Source organism: Photorhabdus aballayi (assembly GCF_026153155.1).
Lineage (GTDB): Bacteria > Pseudomonadota > Gammaproteobacteria > Enterobacterales > Enterobacteriaceae > Photorhabdus > Photorhabdus luminescens.
In genome coordinates, this window is sequence record NZ_JAPFCD010000016.1 from 42291 (window position 1) to 67579 (window position 25289).

22 protein-coding genes and 1 riboswitch are annotated in these 25289 nt (G+C 44.3%); of the genes, 6 read left to right on the forward strand and 16 right to left on the reverse strand.

Going from position 1 to position 25289, the window contains the following annotated elements:
• Positions 1 to 154 precede the first annotated feature (154 nt).
• The 6 genes from OO184_RS10620 to nudF all read right to left on the reverse strand — a co-directional run bounded on the left by OO184_RS10620 (position 155) and on the right by nudF (position 7680).
• Positions 155 to 898, reverse strand: a complete 744-nt coding sequence (locus tag OO184_RS10620; RefSeq protein WP_265379151.1) for a 1-acylglycerol-3-phosphate O-acyltransferase — start codon at positions 896 to 898, stop codon at positions 155 to 157.
• 191 nt (positions 899 to 1089) lie between these two features.
• On the reverse strand, positions 1090 to 3348 hold the full coding sequence (gene parC, locus OO184_RS10625) for a DNA topoisomerase IV subunit A (RefSeq protein WP_265379152.1): 2259 nt from the start codon (positions 3346 to 3348) through the stop codon (positions 1090 to 1092).
• Between the two features lie 43 nt (positions 3349 to 3391).
• On the reverse strand, positions 3392 to 5287 hold the full coding sequence (gene parE, locus OO184_RS10630; RefSeq protein WP_265379153.1) for a DNA topoisomerase IV subunit B: 1896 nt from the start codon (positions 5285 to 5287) through the stop codon (positions 3392 to 3394).
• 72 nt (positions 5288 to 5359) lie between these two features.
• On the reverse strand, positions 5360 to 5968 hold the full coding sequence (yqiA, locus tag OO184_RS10635) for an esterase YqiA (protein WP_088373874.1): 609 nt from the start codon (positions 5966 to 5968) through the stop codon (positions 5360 to 5362).
• A 131-nt stretch (positions 5969 to 6099) separates the two neighbouring features.
• On the reverse strand, positions 6100 to 6939 hold the full coding sequence (gene cpdA / locus OO184_RS10640) for a 3',5'-cyclic-AMP phosphodiesterase (protein WP_265379154.1): 840 nt from the start codon (positions 6937 to 6939) through the stop codon (positions 6100 to 6102).
• A gap of 99 nt (positions 6940 to 7038) precedes the next feature.
• Entirely contained in the window at positions 7039 to 7680 is a 642-nt protein-coding gene (nudF, locus tag OO184_RS10645; protein ID WP_265379155.1) for an ADP-ribose diphosphatase, read from the reverse strand.
• 358 nt (positions 7681 to 8038) lie between these two features.
• Here nudF and tolC point away from each other — a divergent pair, with 358 nt between their 5' ends.
• Positions 8039 to 9418 carry an outer membrane channel protein TolC gene (gene tolC, locus OO184_RS10650; RefSeq protein WP_265379156.1) on the forward strand — a complete coding sequence of 460 codons (1380 nt, stop codon included), beginning with the start codon at positions 8039 to 8041 and terminating at the stop codon, positions 9416 to 9418.
• Positions 9419 to 9540: 122 nt separating this feature from the next.
• Here the strand turns inward: tolC and OO184_RS10655 are convergent, their stop codons facing one another.
• A complete protein-coding gene (locus OO184_RS10655; RefSeq protein ID WP_265379157.1) occupies positions 9541 to 9942 on the reverse strand; it encodes a DUF2628 domain-containing protein in 402 nt (133 codons plus the stop codon).
• A gap of 425 nt (positions 9943 to 10367) precedes the next feature.
• On the opposite strand from OO184_RS10655, the gene OO184_RS10660 reads away from it, so the two are divergent.
• Positions 10368 to 11072 carry a DUF1190 family protein gene (locus OO184_RS10660; RefSeq protein ID WP_265379158.1) on the forward strand — a complete coding sequence of 235 codons (705 nt, stop codon included), beginning with the start codon at positions 10368 to 10370 and terminating at the stop codon, positions 11070 to 11072.
• Between the two features lie 6 nt (positions 11073 to 11078).
• Positions 11079 to 12239: a glutathionylspermidine synthase family protein gene (locus tag OO184_RS10665; protein ID WP_265379159.1), complete on the forward strand. Its 1161-nt coding sequence runs from the start codon at positions 11079 to 11081 to the stop codon at positions 12237 to 12239.
• On the opposite strand, the gene OO184_RS10670 is transcribed toward OO184_RS10665, so the two are convergent.
• From OO184_RS10670 to ribB, 3 genes are all read right to left on the reverse strand, one after another.
• Positions 12236 to 12499 carry a hypothetical protein gene (locus OO184_RS10670; RefSeq protein WP_265379160.1) on the reverse strand — a complete coding sequence of 88 codons (264 nt, stop codon included), beginning with the start codon at positions 12497 to 12499 and terminating at the stop codon, positions 12236 to 12238. The genes OO184_RS10665 and OO184_RS10670 overlap by 4 nt on opposite strands.
• A gap of 333 nt (positions 12500 to 12832) precedes the next feature.
• Positions 12833 to 13618 carry a 4,5-DOPA-extradiol-dioxygenase gene (gene ygiD, locus OO184_RS10675; protein WP_265379161.1) on the reverse strand — a complete coding sequence of 262 codons (786 nt, stop codon included), beginning with the start codon at positions 13616 to 13618 and terminating at the stop codon, positions 12833 to 12835.
• Between the two features lie 194 nt (positions 13619 to 13812).
• On the reverse strand, positions 13813 to 14466 hold the full coding sequence (ribB, locus tag OO184_RS10680; protein ID WP_265379162.1) for a 3,4-dihydroxy-2-butanone-4-phosphate synthase: 654 nt from the start codon (positions 14464 to 14466) through the stop codon (positions 13813 to 13815).
• A gap of 155 nt (positions 14467 to 14621) precedes the next feature.
• Positions 14622 to 14799, reverse strand: a riboswitch (FMN riboswitch).
• Positions 14800 to 14935: 136 nt separating this feature from the next.
• Between ribB and ubiK the strand changes: the two genes are divergently transcribed.
• Positions 14936 to 15223 (forward strand): ubiquinone biosynthesis accessory factor UbiK, encoded by a 288-nt coding sequence (gene ubiK, locus OO184_RS10685; RefSeq protein WP_265379163.1) that lies wholly within the window; start codon positions 14936 to 14938, stop codon positions 15221 to 15223.
• Between the two features lie 149 nt (positions 15224 to 15372).
• Here ubiK and OO184_RS10690 read toward each other — a convergent pair whose 3' ends face one another.
• The 6 genes from OO184_RS10690 to OO184_RS10715 all read right to left on the reverse strand — a co-directional run bounded on the left by OO184_RS10690 (position 15373) and on the right by OO184_RS10715 (position 23126).
• Complete coding sequence (locus tag OO184_RS10690; protein ID WP_265379164.1) at positions 15373 to 16029, reverse strand: DUF799 domain-containing protein; 657 nt, start codon at positions 16027 to 16029, stop codon at positions 15373 to 15375.
• A complete protein-coding gene (locus OO184_RS10695) occupies positions 16026 to 16385 on the reverse strand; it encodes a DUF4810 domain-containing protein (RefSeq protein ID WP_265379165.1) in 360 nt (119 codons plus the stop codon). Before OO184_RS10695 ends, OO184_RS10690 begins: the two co-directional genes overlap by 4 nt.
• 21 nt (positions 16386 to 16406) lie before the next feature.
• Positions 16407 to 17078 carry a CsgG/HfaB family protein gene (locus OO184_RS10700; RefSeq protein ID WP_265379166.1) on the reverse strand — a complete coding sequence of 224 codons (672 nt, stop codon included), beginning with the start codon at positions 17076 to 17078 and terminating at the stop codon, positions 16407 to 16409.
• A 723-nt stretch (positions 17079 to 17801) separates the two neighbouring features.
• Positions 17802 to 19226: a bifunctional D-glycero-beta-D-manno-heptose-7-phosphate kinase/D-glycero-beta-D-manno-heptose 1-phosphate adenylyltransferase HldE gene (gene hldE, locus OO184_RS10705; RefSeq protein ID WP_265379167.1), complete on the reverse strand. Its 1425-nt coding sequence runs from the start codon at positions 19224 to 19226 to the stop codon at positions 17802 to 17804.
• An 84-nt stretch (positions 19227 to 19310) separates the two neighbouring features.
• Positions 19311 to 22154, reverse strand: a complete 2844-nt coding sequence (glnE, locus tag OO184_RS10710; RefSeq protein ID WP_265379168.1) for a bifunctional [glutamate--ammonia ligase]-adenylyl-L-tyrosine phosphorylase/[glutamate--ammonia-ligase] adenylyltransferase — start codon at positions 22152 to 22154, stop codon at positions 19311 to 19313.
• Between the two features lie 33 nt (positions 22155 to 22187).
• Positions 22188 to 23126 carry a CYTH domain-containing protein gene (locus tag OO184_RS10715; RefSeq protein WP_265379169.1) on the reverse strand — a complete coding sequence of 313 codons (939 nt, stop codon included), beginning with the start codon at positions 23124 to 23126 and terminating at the stop codon, positions 22188 to 22190.
• Between the two features lie 262 nt (positions 23127 to 23388).
• On the opposite strand from OO184_RS10715, the gene OO184_RS10720 reads away from it, so the two are divergent.
• Positions 23389 to 24009: a TIGR04211 family SH3 domain-containing protein gene (locus tag OO184_RS10720; RefSeq protein WP_265379170.1), complete on the forward strand. Its 621-nt coding sequence runs from the start codon at positions 23389 to 23391 to the stop codon at positions 24007 to 24009.
• Positions 24010 to 24025: 16 nt separating this feature from the next.
• Positions 24026 to 25276: a multifunctional CCA addition/repair protein gene (locus OO184_RS10725; RefSeq protein ID WP_265379171.1), complete on the forward strand. Its 1251-nt coding sequence runs from the start codon at positions 24026 to 24028 to the stop codon at positions 25274 to 25276.
• The last annotated feature ends 13 nt before the right edge of the window (positions 25277 to 25289 follow it).

The window sequence follows — 25289 nt, forward strand, 5'->3', positions numbered from 1 at the left end:
TACATATCATTTCCGACCAATAATAAATTGTGGAGATGGACAACGAACAAAAATCCTCACATATACTAAATATGTGAGGATTAAAGTACGCTTAAAAGCTATCGCCGTTGTCAGACCCACACTTTATTATAAAAGAGTGGTCAAAAATAACCTATTATGAGTGCTTATCCTGTTTCTCCATTGCAGCCAATTCTTCATCCAATGCTTCTATTTTAGCTTTCATCACTTTATGACAATATTCCGCTAGCTCACGCACCTGCTCTTTGGTATATCCAGAAGTATCAATAGGAGGCAACATTTCAACAATGACGGAACCATTATTCCAGCGATTCAATTTAATCTTGTCATTAGTGATGGAAGAGACACAAACCGGCACAATAGGCACTCCCGCCGAGATCGCAGCATGAAAAGCACCAGTTTTAAACGGCAATAAACCTCGACCACGACTACGTGTCCCTTCCGGAAACATCCAAACAGAAAGATGACGATTTTTAATTTGCTCCACAACCTGGGTAATCGTGCCATGTGCTTTAGCACGGTTAGCACGATCAATCAGAATATTGCCGGCCAACCAATAAAGCTGACCAAAAAATGGGATCAGCACCAAAGTTTTTTTACCTACTGTCACGGTACCCGGCTGAACCGCATTAGACATAGTTATCATGTCATAGTTGTTTTGGTGGTTGCCAATATAGATACTCGGACCATAATGCTTAGCTTCAGCAGGAATACGTTCAATAATTTTGACGCCAAATATTTTCGACAACCGCCCAAACATATTGCCAAACACCATAACATGGTCAGGGTGACGTGGTCTGAATAAACAGTAAATAGCACCAGAGACACACACTACAATCGAAAACAAAATAACAATAATGCCGCGAATAATTGCTAACATAGTCCCCTCTTATTTAACGGACCCCTTTAGGCCCGTTAGTTTTATACCCGTTATCTTTCAAGTTGCCTCTTTGTTGGCTGCACTCACCTCGGTCACCACTCACCTCAGTCACATAGTTCTCTATGCTCCCGGAGATTCGCTCCCTTGCCGTCGCGATGCATCTTGAAATCCATAGTGCATATTTAATCCCACTATTTAGTTACGCCAATAGCAGACGGTGTTTCAACCTGAACCCGTTCAATACGCTGCAACCCACGAGGCAAAGGTGTTCCCTTACGCCCACGTTCTGCCCGGAATTTTTGAAGATCTTCAGGACGCAGCGTTAATTTACGTTTTCCAAAGTAAAGTGTAATAGACGATTGTGGCGATAGTATCAATAACCAACTCAACAAGTCATTTTCTGCGGCTGACTGAACAGAAATTATCTTATTCCCTTTCCCTTTAGAAAGTTGCGGTAAATCTGCAACCGGGAACATTAACATCCGGCCTGCACTGGTAATTACCAGCAACATATCATCCTGCGAGTTATTGATTTCCAGCGGCGTCATGACGCGGGCATTTTCCGGCAATGTAATCAGTGCCTTACCCGCTCGGTTTTTAGCAACCAAATCACTAAAATTACAGATAAAGCCATAACCGGCATCAGAGGCCATCAGGAACTTCTGTTCATCAGGCGCCATCAGTACATGCTCTACCGTTGCCCCGGCAGGCAAAGTCAGTTTCCCCGTCAGCGGCTCCCCTTGCCCTCTGGCAGAAGGCAAATCCCGCGAATCAAGCGAGTAGCTGCGACCTGTTGTATCAATAAAAACCACCGGCTGGTTACTCTTGCCACGGGCCGCGCCACGGAAGCTATCACCCGCTTTGTAATTCAGCCCGGCCGGATCGATATCGTGGCCTTTCGCACTACGTACCCAACCCATTTCAGACAATACGATTGTCACCGGCTCAGAAGGCGCAATGTCATGCTCACTCATCGCTTTGGCTTCACCACGTTCTCTCATTGGAGAACGACGCTCGTCACCATAAGCGGCCGCATCAGCCACGATCTCTTTCTTCAACAACGTGTTCAGTTTGCGCTCAGAACCCAGAATCGCCTGTAATTTATCACGCTCTTTTGCCAGCTCACTCTGCTCGCCACGGATTTTCACCTCTTCCAGTTTAGCTAAGTGGCGTAATTTCAGCTCAAGAATGGCTTCTGTTTGCGTCTCACTTAAACCAAAACGTGACATTAATACCGGTTTTGGCTCATCTTCACTACGGATAATGTGAATGACTTCATCAATATTGAGAAAGGCGATCAGTAAGCCTTCCAGCACATGCAAACGCTTAAGGACTTTTTCCAAACGATGGTTCAGACGCTTACGAACCGTTTCCCGGCGGAATACCAGCCACTCAGAGAGGATCTCAACCAGCCCTTTGACAGTCGGGCGGTTATCCAGCCCAATCATATTCAGGTTGACGCGATAACTTTTTTCCAAATCCGTGGTCGCAAACAGATGATTCATCACCAGTTCCAAATCAACCCGGTTTGTGCGAGGAACAATAACCAGACGAGTTGGATTTTCATGATCAGATTCATCACGTAAGTCATCAACCATAGGCAGCTTTTTGGCCCGCATTTGGTTGGCGATCTGTTCCAATACTTTGGCGCCAGAAACCTGATGCGGCAGTGCGGTGATCACGACATTGCCATCTTCTTTTGACCAAACAGCGCGCATCCGTACCGAACCACGGCCACTTTTATAAATCTTACGGATATCTTCGTGAGAAGTGATGATCTCCGCTTCAGTCGGATAATCAGGGCCTTTAACATGTTCCATCAAATCATCAAGGGAACTCTGTGGCTTATCCAGCAACGTGACCAGTGCGTTCACCACTTCACTAGCGTTATGGGGCGGAATATCTGTCGCCATCCCCACCGCAATACCAGTGGTGCCATTCAGCAAAATATTTGGCAGACGCGCCGGCAGCATTTTCGGCTCCTGCAACGTGCCGTCAAAGTTTGGCACCCAATCAACAGTACCGTGGCCTAACTCCGTCAACAGTAACTCGGCGTATTTGGACAGGCGAGACTCGGTATAACGCATCGCGGCGAAAGATTTGGGATCATCCGGCGCCCCCCAGTTCCCTTGTCCATCCACTAAAGGATAACGGTAGGAAAATGGCTGCGCCATCAGCACCATAGCTTCATAACAAGCGCCATCGCCATGTGGATGGTATTTACCCAACACATCACCCACGGTACGGGCGGATTTCTTAAATTTGGCGGTATTGTTCAAGCCTAATTCCGACATGGCATAAACAATACGGCGCTGAACCGGTTTCAAACCGTCGCCGATAAAAGGCAATGCCCTATCCATGATGACGTACATGGAGTAGTTCAGGTAGGCGGTTTCCGTAAATGCGTGGAGCGGCAAACGCTCCACGCCATCATGAGTTATCTCACTCATTCGCTAATTTCCTCAGAATCTTCGTTGACTATCCCTGTGGGCGTTATACTTCAATTTCTACCGTATCGCCCTTCTCTTGCAGCCAGTTACGGCGATCTTCTGAACGCTTCTTCGCCAGAAGCATATCCATCACCGAGAAGGTTTCCTGATAGTTTTCATCATCGATAGTCAACTGCACCAGACGACGGGTATTTGGGTCTAACGTCGTTTCACGCAATTGCATTGGGTTCATTTCACCCAATCCTTTAAAGCGCTGTACGTTAGGTTTACCCCGTTTGCGGCTCAGGCGATCCAGCACCGCGCTTTTTTCCTCTTCATCCAGTGCGTAATACACTTCTTTACCTAGATCAATACGATATAAAGGCGGCATCGCCATATAAACATGGCCGTTCTTAACCAATGTTGGGAAGTGACGGACAAACAGTGCGCACAACAGCGTCGCAATATGCAAACCGTCTGAGTCTGCATCCGCCAGAATGCAGATTTTGCCATAGCGTAACTGGCTGAGATCATGGCTATCCGGGTCGATGCCAATCGCAACGGAGATATCATGAACTTCCTGCGATGCCAACACTTCATCCGAAGAGACTTCCCAAGTATTCAGAATCTTCCCTTTCAGCGGCATGATCGCCTGATATTCACGGTCACGCGCCTGTTTTGCCGATCCCCCCGCAGAATCGCCTTCCACGAGAAACAGTTCAGTGAAATTGAGATCCTGTGATGTGCAGTCGGCCAGTTTCCCCGGTAACGCCGGGCCGCTGGTCAATTTTTTACGCACAACCTTCTTCGCTGCACGCATCCTACGTTGCGCACTGGCGATCGCCAATTCAGCCAGTTGCTCTGCCTCCTGAACGTTCTGGTTCAGCCACAAACTAAAAGCATCTTTGACAACACCAGAAACAAAAGCCGCAGATTGGCGCGAAGAGAGGCGTTCTTTAGTCTGACCAGCAAATTGCGGATCTTGCATTTTTACCGACAGAACATAAGTACAGCGATCCCAGATATCATCGGCGGCAAGCTTCACACCACGCGGCAAGATATTGCGAAATTCGCAAAATTCACGCATTGCATCCAGTAACCCCTGACGTAGCCCGTTTACATGTGTTCCGCCCTGCATCGTCGGGATAAGGTTCACGTAACTTTCAGCCAGTAACTCTCCCCCTTCCGGCAACCAGAGCAACGCCCAGTCAACCGCTTCGGTCGCACCACTGAAAGTACCGACAAAAGGCGCTTCCGGCAAAGTTATCAGGCCGTTAACCGCCGCCATGAGATAGTCAGTCAGACCATCGGCATAACACCATTTCTGTTCGGTATCGTTGATCTTGTCTTTAAAAACAATTTCTACTCCCGGACATAACACCGCTTTCGCTTTCAATAAATGGGTCAAACGGGAAGCCGAAAAACGTGGACTGTCAAAGAAACTTTCATCAGGCCAGAAGTGAACGCTGGTACCGGTGTTGCGCTTGCCGCAACTGCCAATCACTGCCAATTCTTGTACTTTATCGCCATTTTCAAAAGCGATCTGATAAATCTGACTGTCACGGCGGACGGTGACTTCAATCCGCTTGGATAAAGCATTAACCACCGAGATCCCCACACCGTGGAGACCACCAGAAAACTGATAGTTTTTATTCGAAAATTTACCACCGGCATGTAAGCGGCTCAGGATCAATTCAACCGCTGAAACCCCTTCCTCTGGATGAAGATCAACCGGCATGCCGCGGCCATCATCAATGACCTCCAGTGACTGATCGCTATGAAGGATCACTTCAATATGTTTAGCGTGACCCGCCAAAGCTTCATCCACGCTGTTATCGATCACTTCCTGTGCCAAATGGTTCGGACGAGTTGTATCAGTGTACATTCCCGGACGACGGCGAACCGGCTCCAGACCACTGAGAACTTCAATGGCATCTGCGTTGTAACTAGATTGAGTCATGTTGTAATTCTGTTGGTTGCTTCTTGATTAAAGGGCTAATCAGTTTTGTATACTGTTGATAATACCAGTCGTTCAAACATTTTTGGCAAGTTTTTTCTCACCATCACTAGAAAGCCCAAGAAAATTGATGATTTGTGGGAAATAGTGTTCAAACCCGATAAAGGCATGATTACCACCAGATTCAATAGTTTGCTTACATAATACCAAATAAGCAACCGCTTGGCGGTAATCCAGCACCTCATCTCCGGTTTGCTGCAATAACCAGATAAGATCCGGCGACTCCAGCGGTTCAATCTGCATAACTTTGAGGTCATAAATATGGCGCGGCTCCAACGTGTATCGTTGGTTAGTATAGGGGTTAATATTTTCCCCAAGATAATTCCGCAGTAATTCAAACGGACGCACGGCTGGATTGACAACTACAGCGGGCAAGCTGAAACATTGTGAAAGCCATATCGCCAGATAACCACCGAGAGAAGAACCAACGATACCCAAATCATCCCCGGCACGCTCCATCACCAAATTTTCCAGCAACTCAGCCGCTTCTTCCGGATAAGGGGGTAACTGAGGCACCAGCATGTCGATTTCAGGATGATGTTGATGCAACCACGCTTTTAGGGCCTTGGCTTTTGCAGACTGTGGGGAACTGTTAAAACCGTGCAAATAGAGTAACGTTGACATCAGGCCGTGCCCCTCAATTGTGCGTAAATACCACCGGCCGCTACGCTCCTGTGCGACAAGCCACAAATAGTGAGGCTCAACAAATCCAATAAGCAGAGAGTAACACAGCAACACAAGGAGACAAACACAACCTAATATCCATCCGAATCTAAATCAGGGCAGAACTCATTGCTCTCTAGTCGATGAACCTGAGTGGTCAAACCAAATTCGCCATTATCGGCAATAGACAATTCGAGATAACGCCATCCCGGCGCAACAGTATCAAGCATAAAATTAGTACAATGTGGTTTGAATTGCACACATGTCGATGGTGTCGCCATCATACGGATGCCATTCCAATCCAGATCCATCTCCTGATGTATATGCCCGCAAAGCATCGCCTTAACCCGTGAATAACCTTGCAGATACTGGGCCAGAATATGTGAATTGCGCAAACTATGCTGATCCAGCCAGGTACAACCCGATGGTAATGGATGATGATGAAGCAGGATCGCCGTGTAACGTTCAGGATAACTATCCAGGCACTTTTTCATCCATTCAAGCTGATATTCCGACAACTCTCCGTGAGGAACGCCCTGCACTTGACTATCAAGCATCAAAAGTTGCCAGTGTTTACCGACTAAAATCTGTTTCGACGGAGAGACGCCAGCCGCCGCCAAGGCATCCACCATCGCAGGCTGGTAATCATGATTACCGGGCAACCAGACGCAAGGCGCCGGCAAACGGGCGATACCCTCAGCAAAATGCCGATAAGCTTCCAGCGACTGATCCTGCGCCAAATCACCTGTCGCTACGATTAAATCAATATCAGCATTTTGTTTGAGGATGGCATCCAGTACCGCCTGGTAACTACGATAAGTATTGATACCCAATAAAGTATCTTCTTTGCCGGCAAAAAGATGCGTATCTGTTATTTGCAATATTTTGGCTGTGGTTCCTTCTACCACAGGCAGTTCAAACTGGCTTTCCAAATGGTTTCCTTGTCCTATAAGTCATCGACGAGCATCATAACTCGTTTTAACGCAAGAGATCTGCTGACTGGCACACACTTCCCTTTTCTCAGTCAAAAATTAGGAATTATCTGAATTCCACTCTTTTTTTAACTTTTCATGGTGTAATGCCAGCCATTGTATCGCAATAACAGAAGCAGCATTATCAATAATTCCTTCTTCCATCCAATGATAAGCTTGTTCACGACTAACTACATGCACCCGAACATCTTCATGTTCGCCAGACAAGCCATGAATACCGGTAGCTGTCGTCGCATCCACTTCCCCCACCATCACAGAGATACGTTCCGTTGTTCCTCCTGGGCTGGAGAGATAACTCAACACCGGTTTGCAACGTTTAACTTCAATTCCTGCCTCTTCCATTGTTTCGCGACGCACCACCTGCTCCACTTCTTCGCCCTCTTCAATCATGCCGGCGACAATTTCCAGTAACCACGGCGTTGCTTTTGTCTCTATTGCCGGAATACGTATCTGCTCTATCAATACAACCTCATCACGACGTGGATCATAAGGCAACAATGCACCGGCATGGCCCCGCTCAAACACTTCACGGCTCACTTCTTCACTCCAACCACCAGCAAATAAGCGATGGCGAAAGCGGTAATTTGTCAGTTTAAAGAACCCATTGTATAAGCTTTTTTTCGTGATAATTTCCACATCCTGCTTATCCAATATAACTGGTGTTGACGACTTCTTATGCATAAAATTCTCCCAAATACTTCCTTATTGGCTAGCCACTAAGATGATATTAATCAAGCAGAGTTAAAAAATTCATCCTTTGGTGGTGTAAAGTTAAGCTAAATTAAGGCAATATGGCACAAACGGCTACCTTTGGCTGATAGCATACTCTGCTAGAATCAGTAACATTTCGTTTTTCACCAAGGCAACGTAAGAGTCTATCCCAATAGGCGTAATTGGTGCAGGCCGTTCTTGTAATGAATAGTGAACTCGGGCAACGGGCAGCCCCCGGAGCATTCACTCTTTATCACAAAGCATGGCGAATAAAATAGTCTAATGGGATAGACAACGAGCAAAATAGCTGTGCAATCAAGGAATTACAATGAAGAAACTGCTCTCCATTTTTATCGCTATGAGCCTGACGGGATTTAGTTCAATGAGTCAGGCTGAAGATCTTTTGCAAGTTTATAAGCAAGCAAAAGAGAGTAACCCTGAACTACGTAAATCAATGGCTGAACGTAATAAAGCTTTTGAAAAAATTAATGAATCCCGTAGCCCGTTATTACCTCAGTTGGAATTAAATACCGGATACTCCTATAAAAGTGGTTACCGCGATCAACGTGACACAGAAAGCAATACATTGAATGCGAATCTTGGATTGAGTCAGACCATTTTTGATATGTCTAAATGGCGCCAATTGAACTTAGAAGAAAAAACGGCAGGTATTGTTGATGTTACCTATCAAAGCAGTGAACAAAAACTGATTCTGGATAGTGCGACAGCTTATTTCAAAGTATTACGCACCATTGATACGCTCTCCTACATTGAAGCTCAGAAAGCGGCCATTTATCGCCAGTTGGATCAAATGACTCAACGTTTTAATGTCGGTCTGGTTGCAATTACTGATGTCCAGAACGCCCGTGCTAACTATGATGACGTACTCGCTCAGGAAGTTGTCAGCCGTAATGATCTGGACAATGCATTGGAAGCTCTGCGTCAGGTAACTGGTATTTATTACCCTCGGCTAGCCTCGCTGAATATTGATCATTTCAAAACACAGAAACCAGAAGCGGTAGATATTCTGCTGAAAGAGGCAGAGAAACGTAATTTAAATCTGCTATCCGCCCGTTTAAGTCAGGATCTGGCTCGTGAACAAATCAAAGCAGCCCAAGCCGGCCATATGCCAACCATTAATTTAGGCGCTTCTACCAATGTTTCAAACAGCCAGAATCATGCACCAGGCAGATCAAACAACTATAGCGGTGAAAACAGCGTTGGCCTGACACTTAGTCTGCCAATTTATAGCGGCGGCGCAACCAGCTCCCGCGTTGAACAAGCACAATATAGTTTTGTCAGCGCCAGCGAACAATTAGAGAGCGCTTACCGTAATGTTGTACAGACTGTCCGTTCTTCCTTTAACAACATATCGGCTTCCATCAGCAGTATTGACGCCTATAAACAGCTTGTTGTTTCCGCACAAAGCTCACTCGACGCAATGGAAGCGGGTTATCAAGTTGGTACACGTACCATTGTTGATGTACTGAATGCCACGACAAAGTTGTACGAGGCCAAACAAAAGCTATCCAATGCTCGCTATGATTATCTGATTAATCAACTGAATATTCAGCATGCACTTGGTACGTTAAATGAGAAGGATTTAGTTGCTCTGAATAATACGCTAGGTAAACAGCTCTCAACTTCCGCTAACAGCATTGTTCAGGAAACGGCAACGCCAGCACCAGTAACTTCTACTCGTAACTGATCCAGTTATTCTGTCTTTAATAATAAACGGCCCACCACTAAGTGGGCTGTTTTATTTCCTACCACCAATAGTAATTTGTTTTAAAATAAAATCTGCTATTTCTTAATCCAGACAATATATTATTAGAAAAGTCCTTCAAACGGATTCCAGCTCTGGCTATTCACTGTTTCTTTCAAATAATAAGCATAGTTAGCAGTAGTACTCCATATTGCCGCAAAAGCAAATTGAACCGCTAAATTAGCGGCAAGAGGGAGCTCAATCCCCAGAACACCTTTCATAACTCCCAATATCATCATCACTACAACAGCAATTCCAAGTAAAACCAGATTCTTCCGCCATAATCCTAGAACAAAGAAGTAAATAAAACCAAAAAAGAAGGCAATAAAATTCATGTTCAACAACACACGACGCATAGAGGGTTCTGCTTTCATGGCCGCTTTGTGCTCAGGCGTTTTAGGGGCGCCATTCTGTTCAAAGAATGCAAAACGTGTCTGCCATTTTTCCGAATATTGACTTTTATCCATATTACTTAATTCCTTAATTAAAATAAAAAATACAACACCAATAATATAATAACAATAAGTTATTAATTTAAGATTATATTTTTGAGGTTATTCTCTGGAGACAAAAAGTAGAAAATATAATTAGTAGATTTACTTACATAATCGTTTTACATATTCAATCACCTTAATTTACCTGAATTAATGGAATTAAGATTAATATCATAAAACACTAATTACGGCACTATTTTTCTAAAAAACAGATATTTTGCAACATTAAAACCAGATTAAACGGAATACCAGATAATCAATATCCGGCAACTTCTTTGTCAGACAAAAAATCAAGCTAGCAATTCGAAGGTTTATGCTTTAATTTTGTTCATATTTCCCCTATCCTTAAAGCTATTTCAAGAAAGAATTACAGACACCTAAAATCTGGGTATACGACTATGACAATAAAGCGGACCAAAGATATTAACCACGACACATTCCGTAAGGCTTGGCGTAACTATCGCCTTGCACCTGTGGCAATGGCTGTCAGTGCGGTTTTCATGTTATCTGCCTGTGAAAAGAGTGATGAAACTGTCTCTCTTTACATGAATGCAGATGAATGTTCTCAAGCCAATCCATCACAAAGCGCGCAGTGTACTACTGCTTACAACAATGCGTTGAAAGAAGCGGAAAAAACCGCGCCTAAATATGCCACCAAAGAAGACTGCATTGCTGAATTTGGCGAAGCGCAATGTACTCAGGCCCCGGCACAAGCTGGCCCTGGTGGTGCCGCCAACACCTCCGCCAATGGTCAAGCACAGGCGCAGCAACAGCAAAGCGGCAGCTTCTGGATGCCGCTGATGGCAGGTTATATGATGGGACGTTTAATGGGGGGTGGTTCAGCGCCATCACAACCTCTGTTTAGCTCCAAATCCGCCGCCAGCCCGGCAAACGGTCAATTCGTTGATGCGTCGGGTAAAAGTTATGGCCCTGCAACCGCAGGCGGTCGTTCCATGACAGTACCTAAAACAGCTATGGCGCCAAAACCAGCAACTACGACAACCATTACGCGGGGCGGCTTCGGCGACTCTGTTGCAAAACAGTCAGCCATGCAACGCAGCAGCGCCTCTTCAGGCTCCACATCCCGTTCAGTGGGAGGCTAACCACGGATGAAACGTATTGCGATTACTGAACGCCCGGATTGGCGTGAAAAAGCGATAGAATATGGTTTTAATTTTCACACCATGTATGACAAACCCTACTGGTGTGAAGAGGCTTATTACCAGTTTTCTCTCGCTCAAATTGAAGAAATCGAAGCTACCACCGCTGAACTACACCAGATGTGTTTGCAGGTAGTGGAGAAAGTCGTCGATAGTGAAGAATTGCTGACTAAATTTCAGATTCCAAAACATTGTTGGGATTTTGTTCGTAGTTCCTGGATCACCAGCCAGCCGTCACTCTACTCCCGTTTGGATTTAGTTTACGATGGTAAAAGCCCGGCAAAATTGTTGGAAAATAATGCTGATACGCCAACCTCGCTGTATGAATCCGCTTTTTTCCAATGGATTTGGTTAGAAGATCAGATGAATGCCGGGTTGCTGCCAGCACATGCCGATCAATTCAACAGCATGCAAGAGCAATTAATTGAACGCTTTGCTCAGTTGCGTGATGAACATGGCTTTGGCTTACTGCACATGGCTTGCTGTCAGGATACGGAAGAAGATCGCGGTACCGTTCAATACTTGCAAGATTGTGCGCTGGAAGCGGGTGTTCCAACCGAATTTTTATTTATTGAAGATATCGGCTTGGGAGAAAAAGGACAATTTACTGACCTGAAAGATCAGGTAATCAGCAATCTGTTCAAACTCTACCCTTGGGAATTAATGTTCCGTGAGATTTTCGCTACCAAATTGGAAGATGCTGGCGTTCGTTGGTTAGAACCCGCTTGGAAAAGCATTATCTCCAACAAAGCATTGCTACCCATGTTGTGGCAGATGTTTCCAAATCATCCAAACCTGCTACCGGCTTATTTTGCCGATGATAATTATCCAGCAATGGATAGCTATGTTATTAAGCCGCTGTTCTCACGGGAAGGGGCTAATATCCGCATCATTGAAAAGGGTAAGGAAATTGCCAGTGTTGATGGTCCTTACGGTAAAGAAGGCATGATCGTTCAGCAATTCCATACACTGCCAAAATTCGGTGATAATTATACGGTAATTGGTAGCTGGCTGGTGAATGATCAACCTTGCGGCATTGGTTTGCGGGAAGACAGTGAATTAATCACCCAGGATTTATCTCGCTTCTATCCACATATTATTTTGGATTAATTACTATACCCTATGGATTTCAAGATGCATCGCGACGGCAAGGGAGCGATGCATCTTGAAATCCATAGGGTATATTTACTCATCTCCTGAAAATAGTAAACCAAGAAATAGCCTTTTTTATAAGGTGAATCATTACCTTCAGTGATTAATTTATTCCACAACATTTTAGAATCATCACCTTTCGCATGACCTAAATCAATCCACCCCAAATCTTCAGTATAAATTAATCTACCGTTTTCTATATCTTTTCTACTAGTCATTCACTAATCTACCTATGCAACATTTAATTACATTGAAATTACAATTGTAGCTATCCATTTTCTTAAACTAAAAATCATATTACTCAGTTTACAATCTTTCCAGACATCATTCTCTTGTTATACTCACGAAATTAATATTTTTACATATATAGCAAATCACTAGAAGAAATTCAGAAATAAGTATTGGCATTGAGATAATTATTGATGGAATTTAATCCGACGTAAGGCCATGTTTCAATGATCATAGCGCAGACAAGATGGTGATGATCTCACCACCAGAAGTCGCCAAAAGGGTAAATAACCTTTAACCAATACAGCACGTAAACCGGCTATTCAACCAACCTGCACAGACAGCATGCTCAGCGAACCGGATTCAATACCATCTACTGGAATAGAAACCGCCTCTTTTCTATCCCATGTTCCCATGATATACAGCAATGGTAAAAAGTGTTCAGGAGATGGATTAGATAACTGACCATCTTCCCTGTCCAATGCGTGAATCAAAGGGTAAGGTTGCTCATAACTGGTAAGGTTATCACGCACATAATGGTTAAATGATTCCGCCCAAGGGTACGGTTCAGCATTGGGTTCCTGCCGCTTCATGGTACGAAGATTGTGTACCACATTACCACTCCCTAGAATCAAAACACCTTCATCCCGTAAAACCGCCAGCTTTTTGCCTAATTCGTAGTGATACATCGCTGGTTTGGCGTCATCTATACTCAATTGAATCACAGGAATATTAGCTTGAGGATACATCTTAACCAGAATACCCCAAGTCCCGTGATCCAATCCCCACTGATGATGATCGGCATAAACTTCCACAGGTTCCAGCATCTCCTGTACTAAAACCGCCAGTTCAGGTGATCCCTTCGCTGGATACTGAGTTTCATGCAACTCCTGAGGGAAGCCACGAAAATCATGGATAGTTCTCGGCTGAGTCATAGCTGTTACCGCTGTGCCATTGGTATACCAATGAGCAGAAATCGCCAGAATCGCTCTGGGTACAGGCAGCCTTTCACCAAGTTCACGCCACACATTGGTATAGCGATTTTCTTCCAGTACATTCATTGGGCTGCCATGACCAATAAACAGTGCCGGCATTCTGGAAATATTCATAACGACCTCTCACACCAAATATAGGTAATTTTAATACTTGCGGACAGGTTACGCCTTTCAGATAAGTAAAACAGTGGGCTAACGGTGATGGAGTTTTTCAAAAAAACTGAAAAGCCACAGCTTGCGCGAACTGTGACTTTAAAAAGTATGTACGTTATAACTGATATTTCATCAGCTTATCGGACAATAACGTTTCAGCTTGCTTTCTGTTCTATTGCCTGGCGATAAGTTACCAAATCTTCAATAGTGACTACCGGCATACCATGCCGTTTCGCAAATTGCACTACTTCAGGAGTACGCGCCATTGAACCGTCATCATTGGTTAATTCGCACAATACACCTGCTGGTTTAAAACCGGCCAAACTAACTAAATCAATTGCTGCCTCAGTATGCCCCTGACGAACCAATACACCGCCAGGTTGGGCACGCAGTGGAAAAACATGTCCCGGACGATTCAAATCACTTGGTTTGGCGTTATCTGCAATCGCTGCACGAATGGTCGTGATGCGGTCAGCCGCAGAAACCCCCGTCGTCACTCCCTGAGCGGCCTCAATGGTTACGGTGAATGCAGTCTGGAACGGACTAGAGTTATTTTCTACCATCATGGGCAATTGTAATTGCTGACGGCGCTCTTCTGTCAGACATAAGCAGACAATTCCACTGCCATGACGGATAGTCAGCGCCATTTGCTCTACGGTCATTGTTTCCGCCGCAAAGATAATGTCACCTTCATTTTCACGATCTTCGTTATCCAGCACCATCACCCCCTTTCCATCACGCAAAGCGTTAATGGCGTGTTCAACACGTTCTGATGATGTGCCATATTCAGAAAGTAGCGTCTGATTCATGGTAAAGAAACCTCATTAAAATTTATGGATTACCAGAATCAGGGCGGTCTTGAGGAGTTCTCGCTATGACATTATGCCATAACATTAATACTATTAATGTGATACAGCGAATGCCATAGCCGGAACAACAGACGAGCACGAAGCCCGACAGATGCCGTTATTCTCTCCCATCCGGACTATCACCGTCGGCTCCAGAATTACACTGGATCTGCTGACCTCCGCTTTATCATAAAGATAACCTCAAACGGAGCGCTCGCGGGCTTCACCAAACCACCCGAAAGATGGACTGATGTTTACCGCCGGTGGGGACTTTCACCCCGCCCTGAGATAAGCCAGTGAACTATAACGCTAATATTTACCAACGGCAATCAACAAAATCAAATGTGAAACCTGGCTCACAATGGTTTGTGGTTTTACTATCTGGTATTACACTATTTAGAAATTATTTATGCCATAAAAAGGATGCATCATGCTCGATCCCAAAAAAATTGAACAAATTGCCCGCCAAATCCAGGATTCTTTACCAAAGGGGGTTAAAGAGTTTGGTGGTGATGTAGAGAAAAGATTACGGATGATTTTGCAATCTCAACTAGGCAAGCTTGATTTAGTGAATCGTGAAGAATTTGATATTCAAACTCAGGTTCTGTTACGTACTCGTGAAAAATTGACCGCGATGGAACAGCGTTTAAATGAACTAGAAGCGAAGTTTGAAAATAAGAATGTTCCATCTGCTAATGACACAGCAAAAGAAGAGTAAGTTTACTGTTTAACTAGACTCTGTATCCCGTTTCACGCCATTGTCATACCACTAAAGGTGACCGCCAATCCGGTCACCGAACATAAAAATAACCATGATAATGAGCAGAATGTGATATCTGCTCATTACACATCCACACCAATCAGAGATTAAGGCTGTTCTTTACCGTAATGTTCAGAATGTGGACCATAAAGCAAGCCACGACTACCACCGGCTGTCAGTAAACGGTTACTTGTAATGCCAGCAATTTCATGCCCCTTATCCATAATGGTATTCGCTATCTGTGAAACTACAGCAGACACCAACATACCAACAAGGCTATTCGAACTGCTTTCATTTTCAGTCGATGAGGCAACTGCCCGTCCATGCCACAATTGCTTACCATTACGCAAATCCACCAGCTTCGCGGAAGCCGTTACACGCGTATCGCTGTTGATAATTTGATATTGCGTACCATATTCCTCAATATCCAAATAGAGTGCTGAATCCGCGCCAAAAATATCATGCAATTTTTTGTAACTGATATTCTGAACATCCTGCGCCGCTGTCACGCCATTTTGCTGAAATGTCTCTTCCACAACAGCAACCGGAAAAACATAATAGCCCGATTCCGCCAATGGATATGTCACATGAGAAATCAGGCTGTGCCCTGCTTTGACTTCCAGAGATTTGTTTACCGCCGGCAGAACCAGAATGGATTTCGGTTTGCTCTCTCTAAATGCAGAATAATCATAAGGGACAGACTTACTACATCCAGTTAGTACAAATGCCGCCAATAGACTCAATGCTAAAAGAATACGGTTCATTGCATAGTTCCTTTATTTTTACTTAATAAAAAGTCCATAAATGGCGCTGACTCAGGAAACAATTTTTTCTCTGTTTCAAACTGATGGAACGCTTCTGAAACACGGCCTGTTTTGCTATAAAGCAAGCCCATCTGTGCATGCAATCCAGGTGGTACAGGTTTATTCTTCGCTTTAGCCTTTTCAATTACTTGCTGCAAAGCCTGTACCTGTTCTTCAAAACTCATTTTATCCTGTTGATAATACTGATAAATTGTAGGCTGGTATTTATCCCACTCATAAATCGTTTTTGGCTGAGCAACACAACCCGCCAAAACCATAGCTGCCAGCAATAAGCCCGCTTTTTTCATTAATATCATGAGTATATATCCCTATATTTCTTAATTAGATGGCTTCCATGCACCAGTTTCAATACTTTCAACCAGACGGTTTACTGCTTCACGAATAGCCAGATCCAATACTTTACCATTCAGTGTAGAATCATAGCTGGCGGTACCACCAAAGCCGATAACTTCACGGTTGGATAATTTATATTCTCCTGCACCGGCCACAGAGAAAACTACTTCGGAAGTTTCTACATTCACCACATTCAGCATGACTTTAGAATAAGCCACCTGTGATTTACCGCGTCCTAACAGGCCCCATAATTGATGATCACCCACTTCTTTACGGCCAAATTCAGTCACATCACCGGTAATAACGTAAGCAGCACCTTTCAACTTCTGCGATTTACCTTGTAAACCCGCTTCTGCTTTCAGTTCCGCCATATTGGTACGTTCCAGCACCGTAAAACGCCCGGTCTGCTGTAAATGAGAGATTAAAATCGTTTTAGATTGATTACCAAGGCGATCAACGCCATCAGAGAAAATGCCATTTTGATAACTGGAACGGTTTTCAAACTTACCGATAGAAATTGGACTACGAACACCTTGATATACGGTGTTATAAGAATTAACTTTTTGGACCTGAACGGTATTAGAAGATTCAGTTGTACATCCTGCTAATATTGCCGAAGCTAAACAAATTGAAGATAAAATTAACTTACCTTGCATAAGAACTTATTCCTGCGTAAAAAAATTATCCGTTTATCTACTAACGTTAAAATGTAAAAGTTATAGATAACATATTTCATTAAAAAATCATTTACATCAGAAATCATTATGAATACGCCGGCGTTATGTGACCAGCATTTTATGCCACAAAGATAAAAAACTATCTGTTACGTCACACTTTCTCAGATTAATCCCCCACACAACCAGATAATAACATTTCATTAACTTAAATTATTATTATAATATTTTAATAATGTTTACATCGTTAATTAAATTATTCGTACCTGATATTACAAATATCTATACCTAATAGATTTCGAGTTGCAGCGCGGCGGCAAGTGAACGAATCCCCAGGAGCATAGATAACTATGTGACTGGTGTGAGTGAAAGCAGCCAACAAAGCAGCAGCTTGAAAGATGAAGGGTATACATTATTTATGATGAAATATCACTCAATTAAGCCGAAATTAAATAAAAAATAGCCGGGAAGATTTCATCTCTTATCCGACTTTAATTCTAATAATATGATCAAATATACCCTATGGATTTCAAGATGCATCGCGACGGCAAGGGAGCGAATCCCCGGGAGCATAGCTAACGATGTGACCGGGGTGAGTGAGTGCAGCCAACAAAGAGGCAACTTGAAAGATAACGGGTATAAATAACCTACAGCTTTCAATGCAGTAATATCTTGGCTGTTGCCAACGACAAACTAAAACATTATTTACTGATTTTTAATCACCTTGATGATGTTGGTTGTTGAAATACCATCTTCAAAGTTCAACACTTTAACTTCTCCACCCGCTGCCCAAACTTCTTCACTGCCAGCAATCTCTTCCGGTTTATAATCGCCTCCTTTTACCAATACATCCGGCAAAACATCCGCAATCAATCGCTGTGGCGTATCCTCTTCAAACGGCACAACCCAATCCACAGCGCCCAGAGCAGATAATACAATCATGCGTTGTTCTAGTGGATTAACAGGACGGCTCTCGCCTTTCAGCCGTTTAGTTGATGCATCACTGTTAACAGCAACAATTAACCGATCACCCAGTTTACGGGCATTCTCCAGATAAGAGACATGGCCTGCATGCAGAATGTCAAAACAGCCATTGGTCATCACGATCCTTTCACCACGTTGACGCGCATCAGCAACAGCCTGTTTAAGCTGAAATTCGGTCATCATTCCGAAACCCGTTTCAGCACGACCACGGATAGCATTCTCCAATTCAATCGGCGAAACCGTCGAGGTTCCCAATTTGCCAACGACCACTCCCGCAGCAGCATTCGCCAAGAAACAGGCCTCATGCAATGGCTTTCCAGCCGCGAGCGCCGTTGCTAACACACCGATAACCGTATCGCCAGCACCTGTTACATCAAACACTTCCTGAGCCTGCGTAGGCAAATGCAACGGAGGCTGATCAACACTCAACAAACTCATTCCCTGTTCAGAACGGGTGATCAGTAATGCCTTAAGTTCCAAATCTTTAACTAGCCGAGTCCCTTTCTCAACCAATTCATTGTCATCTTTACAGTGCCCCACTACTGCTTCAAATTCAGACAGATTCGGCGTTAACAAAGTTGCACCGCGATAACGCTCAAAATCATTGCCTTTCGGATCGATTAATACCGGGACTTCGGCAGCGTTCGCCAGTTTGATCATGCTCTGAACCTGACTCAGCGCACCTTTAGCGTAGTCAGATAGAACCAATGCCCCAATACGAGGTAACGCCTGTTCAATACGCTCAAGCATCGGCTGCGCATCAACGTTATCGAAACCTTCTTCAAAATCTAAGCGAATTAACTGCTGGTTACGAGAAAGTACCCTCAGTTTGGTAATTGTCGGATGTGTCGGAACAGAAACAAAATCACAGCGCACCTTAACGCTGCTCAGTTTCTCATTCAGAGCATGTGCTGCGTCATCAACCCCAGTCAAACCGATTAAATGTGAATTCGCCCCAAGAGCCGCAATATTCATAGCAACGTTGGCAGCGCCTCCCGGACGCTCCTCAATGGTATTGACTTTTACAACAGGCACCGGCGCTTCCGGTGAAATCCGGCTGGTTGGTCCATACCAGTAGCGATCTAACATAACATCACCGACGACTAAAACCCCTGCACAGTGAAAATCCGGGAGTGTCATTTTCATCCCTTGCTCCAAACATTAAATATTAGTTGGTGCCAAATATTATCATACGCCTGTGAAATCCCTACACCAAACCGATAAAACCCGTTACTGTTCCCCCAACCACTGTTGCCAACTACGACATATCCGTTCTTGCTGCTCACTGAAACAGTGGGTTGATACTCGACTAGAAAGCGTCTGTAACGCCAGATGATGTAGTTCATCACGCATAGAAACGTAAGCCTGTGTTAATGCGGCTGCTTCATCTTCGTCCATAATTCCATAGTTCGCCATTAATCCAAAAATCCGCACATTATCCGACCAATGCACCAAACGCTCATTTTCAGCCGCGTAACGAAGCACCAGATATTGAGCGATAAATTCGATATCTGTAATACCTCCCGGATCAGCTTTAATATCAAATTGATCTGAATGGTGACTGCCTAAATGTTTATGCATCTTTTCCCGCATTTCCCTTACCTGTTGGCGTAACAAAGCAGGTTCTCGTCGTGTACATAACGTCTGATGGCGTATCCGCTCAAAATCCCGATGCAAGTTTTCATCACCAAATACCATACGGGCGCGAACCAATGCCTGATGTTCCCAAGTCCACGCTTGATTTTGCTGATAATCAGCAAATGCTTCAACGGTACTGACTAACATGCCGGATTCGCCAGAAGGACGCAGGCGGACATCCACGTCATACAACACACCAGAGGAAGTTCGAGCACTGAACAAGTGCATAATCCGTTGTGCCAGACGCAAATAAAATTGCCGGGCATCAATCGATCGATCGCCATCGGTCATCACATCCATCGGGCAATCAAGCAGGAAAACTAAATCAAGATCAGAGCCGTAACCCAATTCCCAACCGCCCAATTTGCCATAACCAATCACAGCAAATCCTAATCCCTGCCTCTGGCTCAGATGTGCTGGAACACCATAACGTTTTGCCATTTGCCCCCACGCTTGTAAAACAACCGCTTCAATAATTGCTTCTGCCAGATAAGTGAGATGATCACTGACTTTCATCACCGGCAACACGCCCGTGATATCCTCCGCAGCAATTCTTAGTAATTGCGCCTGCTTAAACTGGCGGAGAGCCTCTAATTGCTGCTCTTCATCATCTTCAGGTATCCGCAACAAATATTGTCGCAATTCAACTTTATAGGCATTCAGTGGTAAAGGTTCATACAGAAATTGTGGATCAAGCAGTTCATCCAGCAACAATGGATGACAGGCAAGCTGAGTCGCGATCATCGGTGAAGCTGCACACAGCCGGATAACATGCGTCAGTACAGCTTCCGATTCCAATATCAGTTCCAGGTAGGTTGTACGGCTAACAATACTTAACAACAGCGGAGTAATCCTCTCCAACACTATATTGGCATCTTGTCGCAAACAAACTTTTGCCAACAGACGTGGCATCAGATGATCGAGCACATCACGCCCACGAGGGCCAATGGTTCTCTTGCCTACGTCATGGCGGAACACAGAAATGACATGCAATATCTGCTGTGCAACCGACTCATCTAAGTGCGGAGCGAGTACGATTAACTCTTCTTTTTCGAGATTTTCCAGCCACAAACTTTTAAATGGCACATGATCAGGTTCTTCTTCACTATTATCACTATCATCGCCAATTAATTGCGTAAAAATAGTCCGAACAGCGCCCATCTTGCTGTTCAATTCAATTAGTAAAGCGTCCCAACTTTCAAATCCCATGCCCCACGCCAGTCGTGAACGATTCAGTTCATCTTCCGGCAGAGTTTGAGTCTGTTGATCGTTAATTGACTGTAAAAGATTTTCTAATCGCCGCAAAAAGAGGTAACCATCAACAAGTTGTTCCACCTGCAATGGTTGCAAAAGCGCCAATTGCGCTATCATTTGCAGAGTTGGCAACAACGCCTGAGATTGCAAACACAGTTCACGTCCACCACGAATCAGTTGGAACACTTGGGCGATAAACTCTATTTCACGGATACCACCAGCACCCAGTTTGATATTGTCTTTCAAGCCACGACGACGCACTTCCCGTTCTATCATGCCCTTCATATTTCTCAGGGATTGAATCACACTGAAATCAATGTAACGGCGAAAGATAAATGGTCTCAACATCCGACGTAACTCTTCACCATACGCTTGGTTGCCCGAACCCATAATCCGTGCTTTCACCATTGCATAACGTTCCCAATCACGCCCCTGCTCTTGATAGTAATCTTCCAATGCAACAAAGCTGAACACCAATGGGCCACTATCACCGAACGGACGCAAACGCATATCCACCCGATACACAAAACCATCCGCAGTTTGCTGATCGAGCACTTTGATAAGACGCTGCCCCAAACGGGTAAAAAACTGAGCGTTATCCATTTCACGACGGCCACCTTGGGTAAGACCGTTTTCAGGATAGACAAAAATCAAATCAATATCAGAAGAGAAGTTCAGCTCGCCACCACCGAGTTTTCCCATACCGATAATCAAAAGCGGTTGTGGTTCGCCCTGCTCATTGCAAGGGGTTCCCCAATCCTGACAACAACGCTGATATAACCAGTCACGGGCACCAATAATCAACGTTTCAGCTAACATACTGAGTTGTTGCAGCGTCTCCTGCGTCGTAATGCTATACAGTGCCTGCAACCAAGCTATTCTCACCAAAATCTTATTACGAAACTGACGTAAAACCCGCATCAGGGTATTTTCATCCTCTACTGATGCAAGTAACTGTTGCAACCATTCAGCATATTGATGCCACTCCTGCGCTCCAGGTGGATGTTGACGGATCTCGGCTAACCATTCAGGATGAGTTTGCAAGTTTTCAACAACAAAATCACTCAGTGACAATATGACCTGCTCATCAGCATCAAACGGCCCAATATTCAAAGTCAATTGCTGAAAATGTTCAGTCACACGTTGTAACTGAGCCAGAAGCGGAGTTGAAAGTGGCAACATAGAGAATTCCTGTTATTTAAGCGGAGAGATTTATTAACCACATAGATTTATTAACCACATAGTCAGTGCCAACTTACATTGCAAATAGAGCGCGCTATAACATAGCGTTTCAGCTTCTGTTTCCGTATCCAATAATTTCTGGTTGATAGCAACTAATTGGTCATCCAACTGTTTCGGCTCACTAGAATATTCGATCGTCTGCTGAATCAAAGTCAGTACTTGCTTTAAACCATCCCGACCATCCGATAAACCGGCCAACCAACGCTCCTCTTGTTCCTGCCAATGGGTTAACATTGACGTGAGTACCGAAGGTAATGACTGCTGCATATCAATTTCTACCTGAGTTGAAAGTAAAGCTGCTTTCGGTTTCCCCTGCGCTAACTGATAACCACGAGCGGCTTTACTCTTATTTCCTTGCCGCAAGCCGTTTGATTTTGCCAACTCAATCGCTAATGCTAATACATCGGCTATAGTTCCTTGCTTTAACTCCAGTTCAAACTCACAAATTGGCTCCTTGCGATTGGTTGCAATAATTTCTCCCTGATCAAGCACCACTTCAATTTCACTTTGTCCATAAGTTACCATCCACTTCTCACGCATAAAGTCAGTACTGAATAACGCATTTAAGCGAGATTGCAACACTTCCACATCACAGTTGTCAGGCCAGATGTGCGATGGAAACAGAGTCAATGCCAATTCCGGCTTTGCCAATGGCACATTATATTCCGGTCGCTGATGCAAACCTCCAACCACTTTACCGGCTGTTTTGATCGTCATCTCATACTGGTCATCAAAACCACGGACCCGCAACCCCATATCAAGACCGCGCAGTTGGTTATCCGGCGTTTCAAAATAGATATTGGTCAACTTTTGGGGAGAAAAATAGTGATGAGGAAATAATAGTAACTGCTGACGAATTGCAGGAATAGCTTGTGGTCTGGCGATAAGTTTTAATTCGATTTCTACACTCATATCTGCACCATTGATGACAATCTTTGCCTTTCATCTTACCTTGATTTAGCTTTTTTCCACGATGAGTAAGAAGAAAATTAAAATTTCCCTTTCTTGTAAGTTATGATAGTAATTAGCAGGAAATGTTTCGTTCAACAGACAACAAGCCTTGTATTCAATCGATTAGAAAAGTGTCATTTTGGTTTACCGATTGCTCTAGCAAACTTAACTCTTTACTATCAAATTCTAAACTCACCATAGATAAAGAACAGTTGAAATCACAATGCGAAAACTACATTTACTTCTTACGGCGCTAATAAGCCTCAGCTTTTCGCTCACTACCCATGCGGAAGGAAAGCGCTATGTATCTGATGAGTTATCTACCTACACACACGCCGGGCCGGGTAACCAGTATCGTATTGCCGGCACACTGAATGCCGGTGATGAAGTCACATTGATAAGCATCAATCGCGATAGTAATTACGCTCAAGTCAAAGATGATAAAGGCCGTCTTGTCTGGCTGCCAGTTAACCAGCTTAGTAATAAACCTAGCCTGCGCACCCGCCTCCCGGAGCTAGAACAGGAAGTGAAAACATTGACGGATAAGTTAGCCAATATAGACAATAACTGGAATCAGCGCACTGCCGATATGCAACTGAAGGTTGCCAATAGCAGTAACATTATTACAGAGTTGAAAAAAGAGAATGAGAAGTTGAAAAACAAACTGACGGTGGCAGAAAAAAAGCTTGATGCCGCAAATCTGCAACTTGATGACAAACAACGCAATATCATTCTGCAATGGTTTATGTACGGTGGTGGTGTTGCAGGCGCTGGTTTAATCTTTGGGCTATTACTGCCACATATGATTCCACGCCGTAAGCGTAATGACCGTTGGATGAGCTGATAAAGGAACATATTAGGTGAGAGTCTATCTGGTTGGCGGCGCAGTACGTGATCGCCTGCTAAATTTTCCTGTGAACGAGCGGGATTGGGTGGTTGTGGGTGGAACGCCAGAAGAATTGCTATCCCAAGGATATCAGCAAGTTGGCAAAGATTTTCCAGTGTTCCTGCATCCCAAAACCCACGAAGAGTATGCACTGGCACGCACCGAGAGAAAATCCGGCCAGGGATATACAGGTTTTACTTGCTATGCTGCGTCGGATGTCACACTGGAAGACGATTTGCAGCGCCGTGATCTGACAATTAATGCGATCGCTCAAACACCCGCAGGTGAACTTGTCGATCCTTATCATGGTGTTGATGATTTAAACAATCGCATCCTACGCCATGTTTCTGATGCTTTCTTTGAAGATCCATTAAGGGTATTACGAGTGGCTCGTTTTGCCGCTCGTTTCGCCCATTTAGGGTTTACCATCGCACCAGAAACACAGGCATTAATGTCAAATATGGCAATTAACGGCGAGCTATCAGCACTCACACCAGAACGTGTCTGGAAAGAGACCGAAAAAGCGCTTACCACCCATTCCCCTCAGGTCTTTTTTCAGGTTTTACGTGATTGTGGCGCATTGGCAGTATTGTTTCCTGAAATTGATAATTTGTTTGGCGTTCCCGCACCAGAGAAGTGGCATCCTGAGATTGATACTGGTATTCATACGTTAATGGTGCTGAAAGTAGCAACTGAATTAACAGATGAAGTCGATAGCCGTTTTGCTGCTCTATGCCATGATCTTGGTAAAGGGCTGACTCCGCCAGAACAATGGCCTCACCATTATGGACATGGGCCAGCAGGCGTTAAGTTAGTCGATCAATTATGTCAACGTCTGCGCGTTCCTAATTCTGCCCGTGATTTGGCAAAACTGGCTGCTCAGTATCATGATTTAGTGCATACCGTCGCTCAATTGCGGCCAAAAACATTACTTAAGTTGTTTGATGCCATTGATGCATGGCGTAAGCCTCAGCGAATAGAACAATTGATTATCATCAGTGAAGCCGATGCACGGGGTCGTACCGGTTTTGAAGATACGCCATATCCACAAAGTGATTATCTGCAACAAGCATTCAAAGTTGCCAGCCAGGTTCAGGTGAAAAACATTGTAGATAGTGGGTTACGTGGTGCTGACATTGGTCATGAGTTACGACGTCAACGCCAGCGCGCATTAGCGGAATGGAAACAGCAAGACAATACCGTTCAAGATAATAGTGTCACCTGAAACATCCCCTGAT

What these genes read in the sequence shown, in the direction of transcription:
- OO184_RS10620 (WP_265379151.1), bottom strand. Translation starts at nt 898, where the DNA reads ATGTTAGCAATTATTCGCGGCATTATTGTTATTTTGTTTTCGATTGTA.
- parC (WP_265379152.1), bottom strand. Translation starts at nt 3,348, where the DNA reads ATGAGTGAGATAACTCATGATGGCGTGGAGCGTTTGCCGCTCCACGCA.
- parE (WP_265379153.1), bottom strand. Translation starts at nt 5,287, where the DNA reads ATGACTCAATCTAGTTACAACGCAGATGCCATTGAAGTTCTCAGTGGT.
- yqiA (WP_088373874.1), bottom strand. Translation starts at nt 5,968, where the DNA reads ATGTCAACGTTACTCTATTTGCACGGTTTTAACAGTTCCCCACAGTCT.
- nudF (WP_265379155.1), bottom strand. Translation starts at nt 7,680, where the DNA reads ATGCATAAGAAGTCGTCAACACCAGTTATATTGGATAAGCAGGATGTG.
- tolC (WP_265379156.1), top strand. Translation starts at nt 8,039, where the DNA reads ATGAAGAAACTGCTCTCCATTTTTATCGCTATGAGCCTGACGGGATTT.
- OO184_RS10655 (WP_265379157.1), bottom strand. Translation starts at nt 9,942, where the DNA reads ATGGATAAAAGTCAATATTCGGAAAAATGGCAGACACGTTTTGCATTC.
- OO184_RS10660 (WP_265379158.1), top strand. Translation starts at nt 10,368, where the DNA reads ATGACAATAAAGCGGACCAAAGATATTAACCACGACACATTCCGTAAG.
- OO184_RS10665 (WP_265379159.1), top strand. Translation starts at nt 11,079, where the DNA reads ATGAAACGTATTGCGATTACTGAACGCCCGGATTGGCGTGAAAAAGCG.
- OO184_RS10670 (WP_265379160.1), bottom strand. Translation starts at nt 12,499, where the DNA reads ATGACTAGTAGAAAAGATATAGAAAACGGTAGATTAATTTATACTGAA.
- ygiD (WP_265379161.1), bottom strand. Translation starts at nt 13,618, where the DNA reads ATGAATATTTCCAGAATGCCGGCACTGTTTATTGGTCATGGCAGCCCA.
- ribB (WP_265379162.1), bottom strand. Translation starts at nt 14,466, where the DNA reads ATGAATCAGACGCTACTTTCTGAATATGGCACATCATCAGAACGTGTT.
- ubiK (WP_265379163.1), top strand. Translation starts at nt 14,936, where the DNA reads ATGCTCGATCCCAAAAAAATTGAACAAATTGCCCGCCAAATCCAGGAT.
- OO184_RS10690 (WP_265379164.1), bottom strand. Translation starts at nt 16,029, where the DNA reads ATGAACCGTATTCTTTTAGCATTGAGTCTATTGGCGGCATTTGTACTA.
- OO184_RS10695 (WP_265379165.1), bottom strand. Translation starts at nt 16,385, where the DNA reads ATGATATTAATGAAAAAAGCGGGCTTATTGCTGGCAGCTATGGTTTTG.
- OO184_RS10700 (WP_265379166.1), bottom strand. Translation starts at nt 17,078, where the DNA reads ATGCAAGGTAAGTTAATTTTATCTTCAATTTGTTTAGCTTCGGCAATA.
- hldE (WP_265379167.1), bottom strand. Translation starts at nt 19,226, where the DNA reads ATGAAAATGACACTCCCGGATTTTCACTGTGCAGGGGTTTTAGTCGTC.
- glnE (WP_265379168.1), bottom strand. Translation starts at nt 22,154, where the DNA reads ATGTTGCCACTTTCAACTCCGCTTCTGGCTCAGTTACAACGTGTGACT.
- OO184_RS10715 (WP_265379169.1), bottom strand. Translation starts at nt 23,126, where the DNA reads ATGAGTGTAGAAATCGAATTAAAACTTATCGCCAGACCACAAGCTATT.
- OO184_RS10720 (WP_265379170.1), top strand. Translation starts at nt 23,389, where the DNA reads ATGCGAAAACTACATTTACTTCTTACGGCGCTAATAAGCCTCAGCTTT.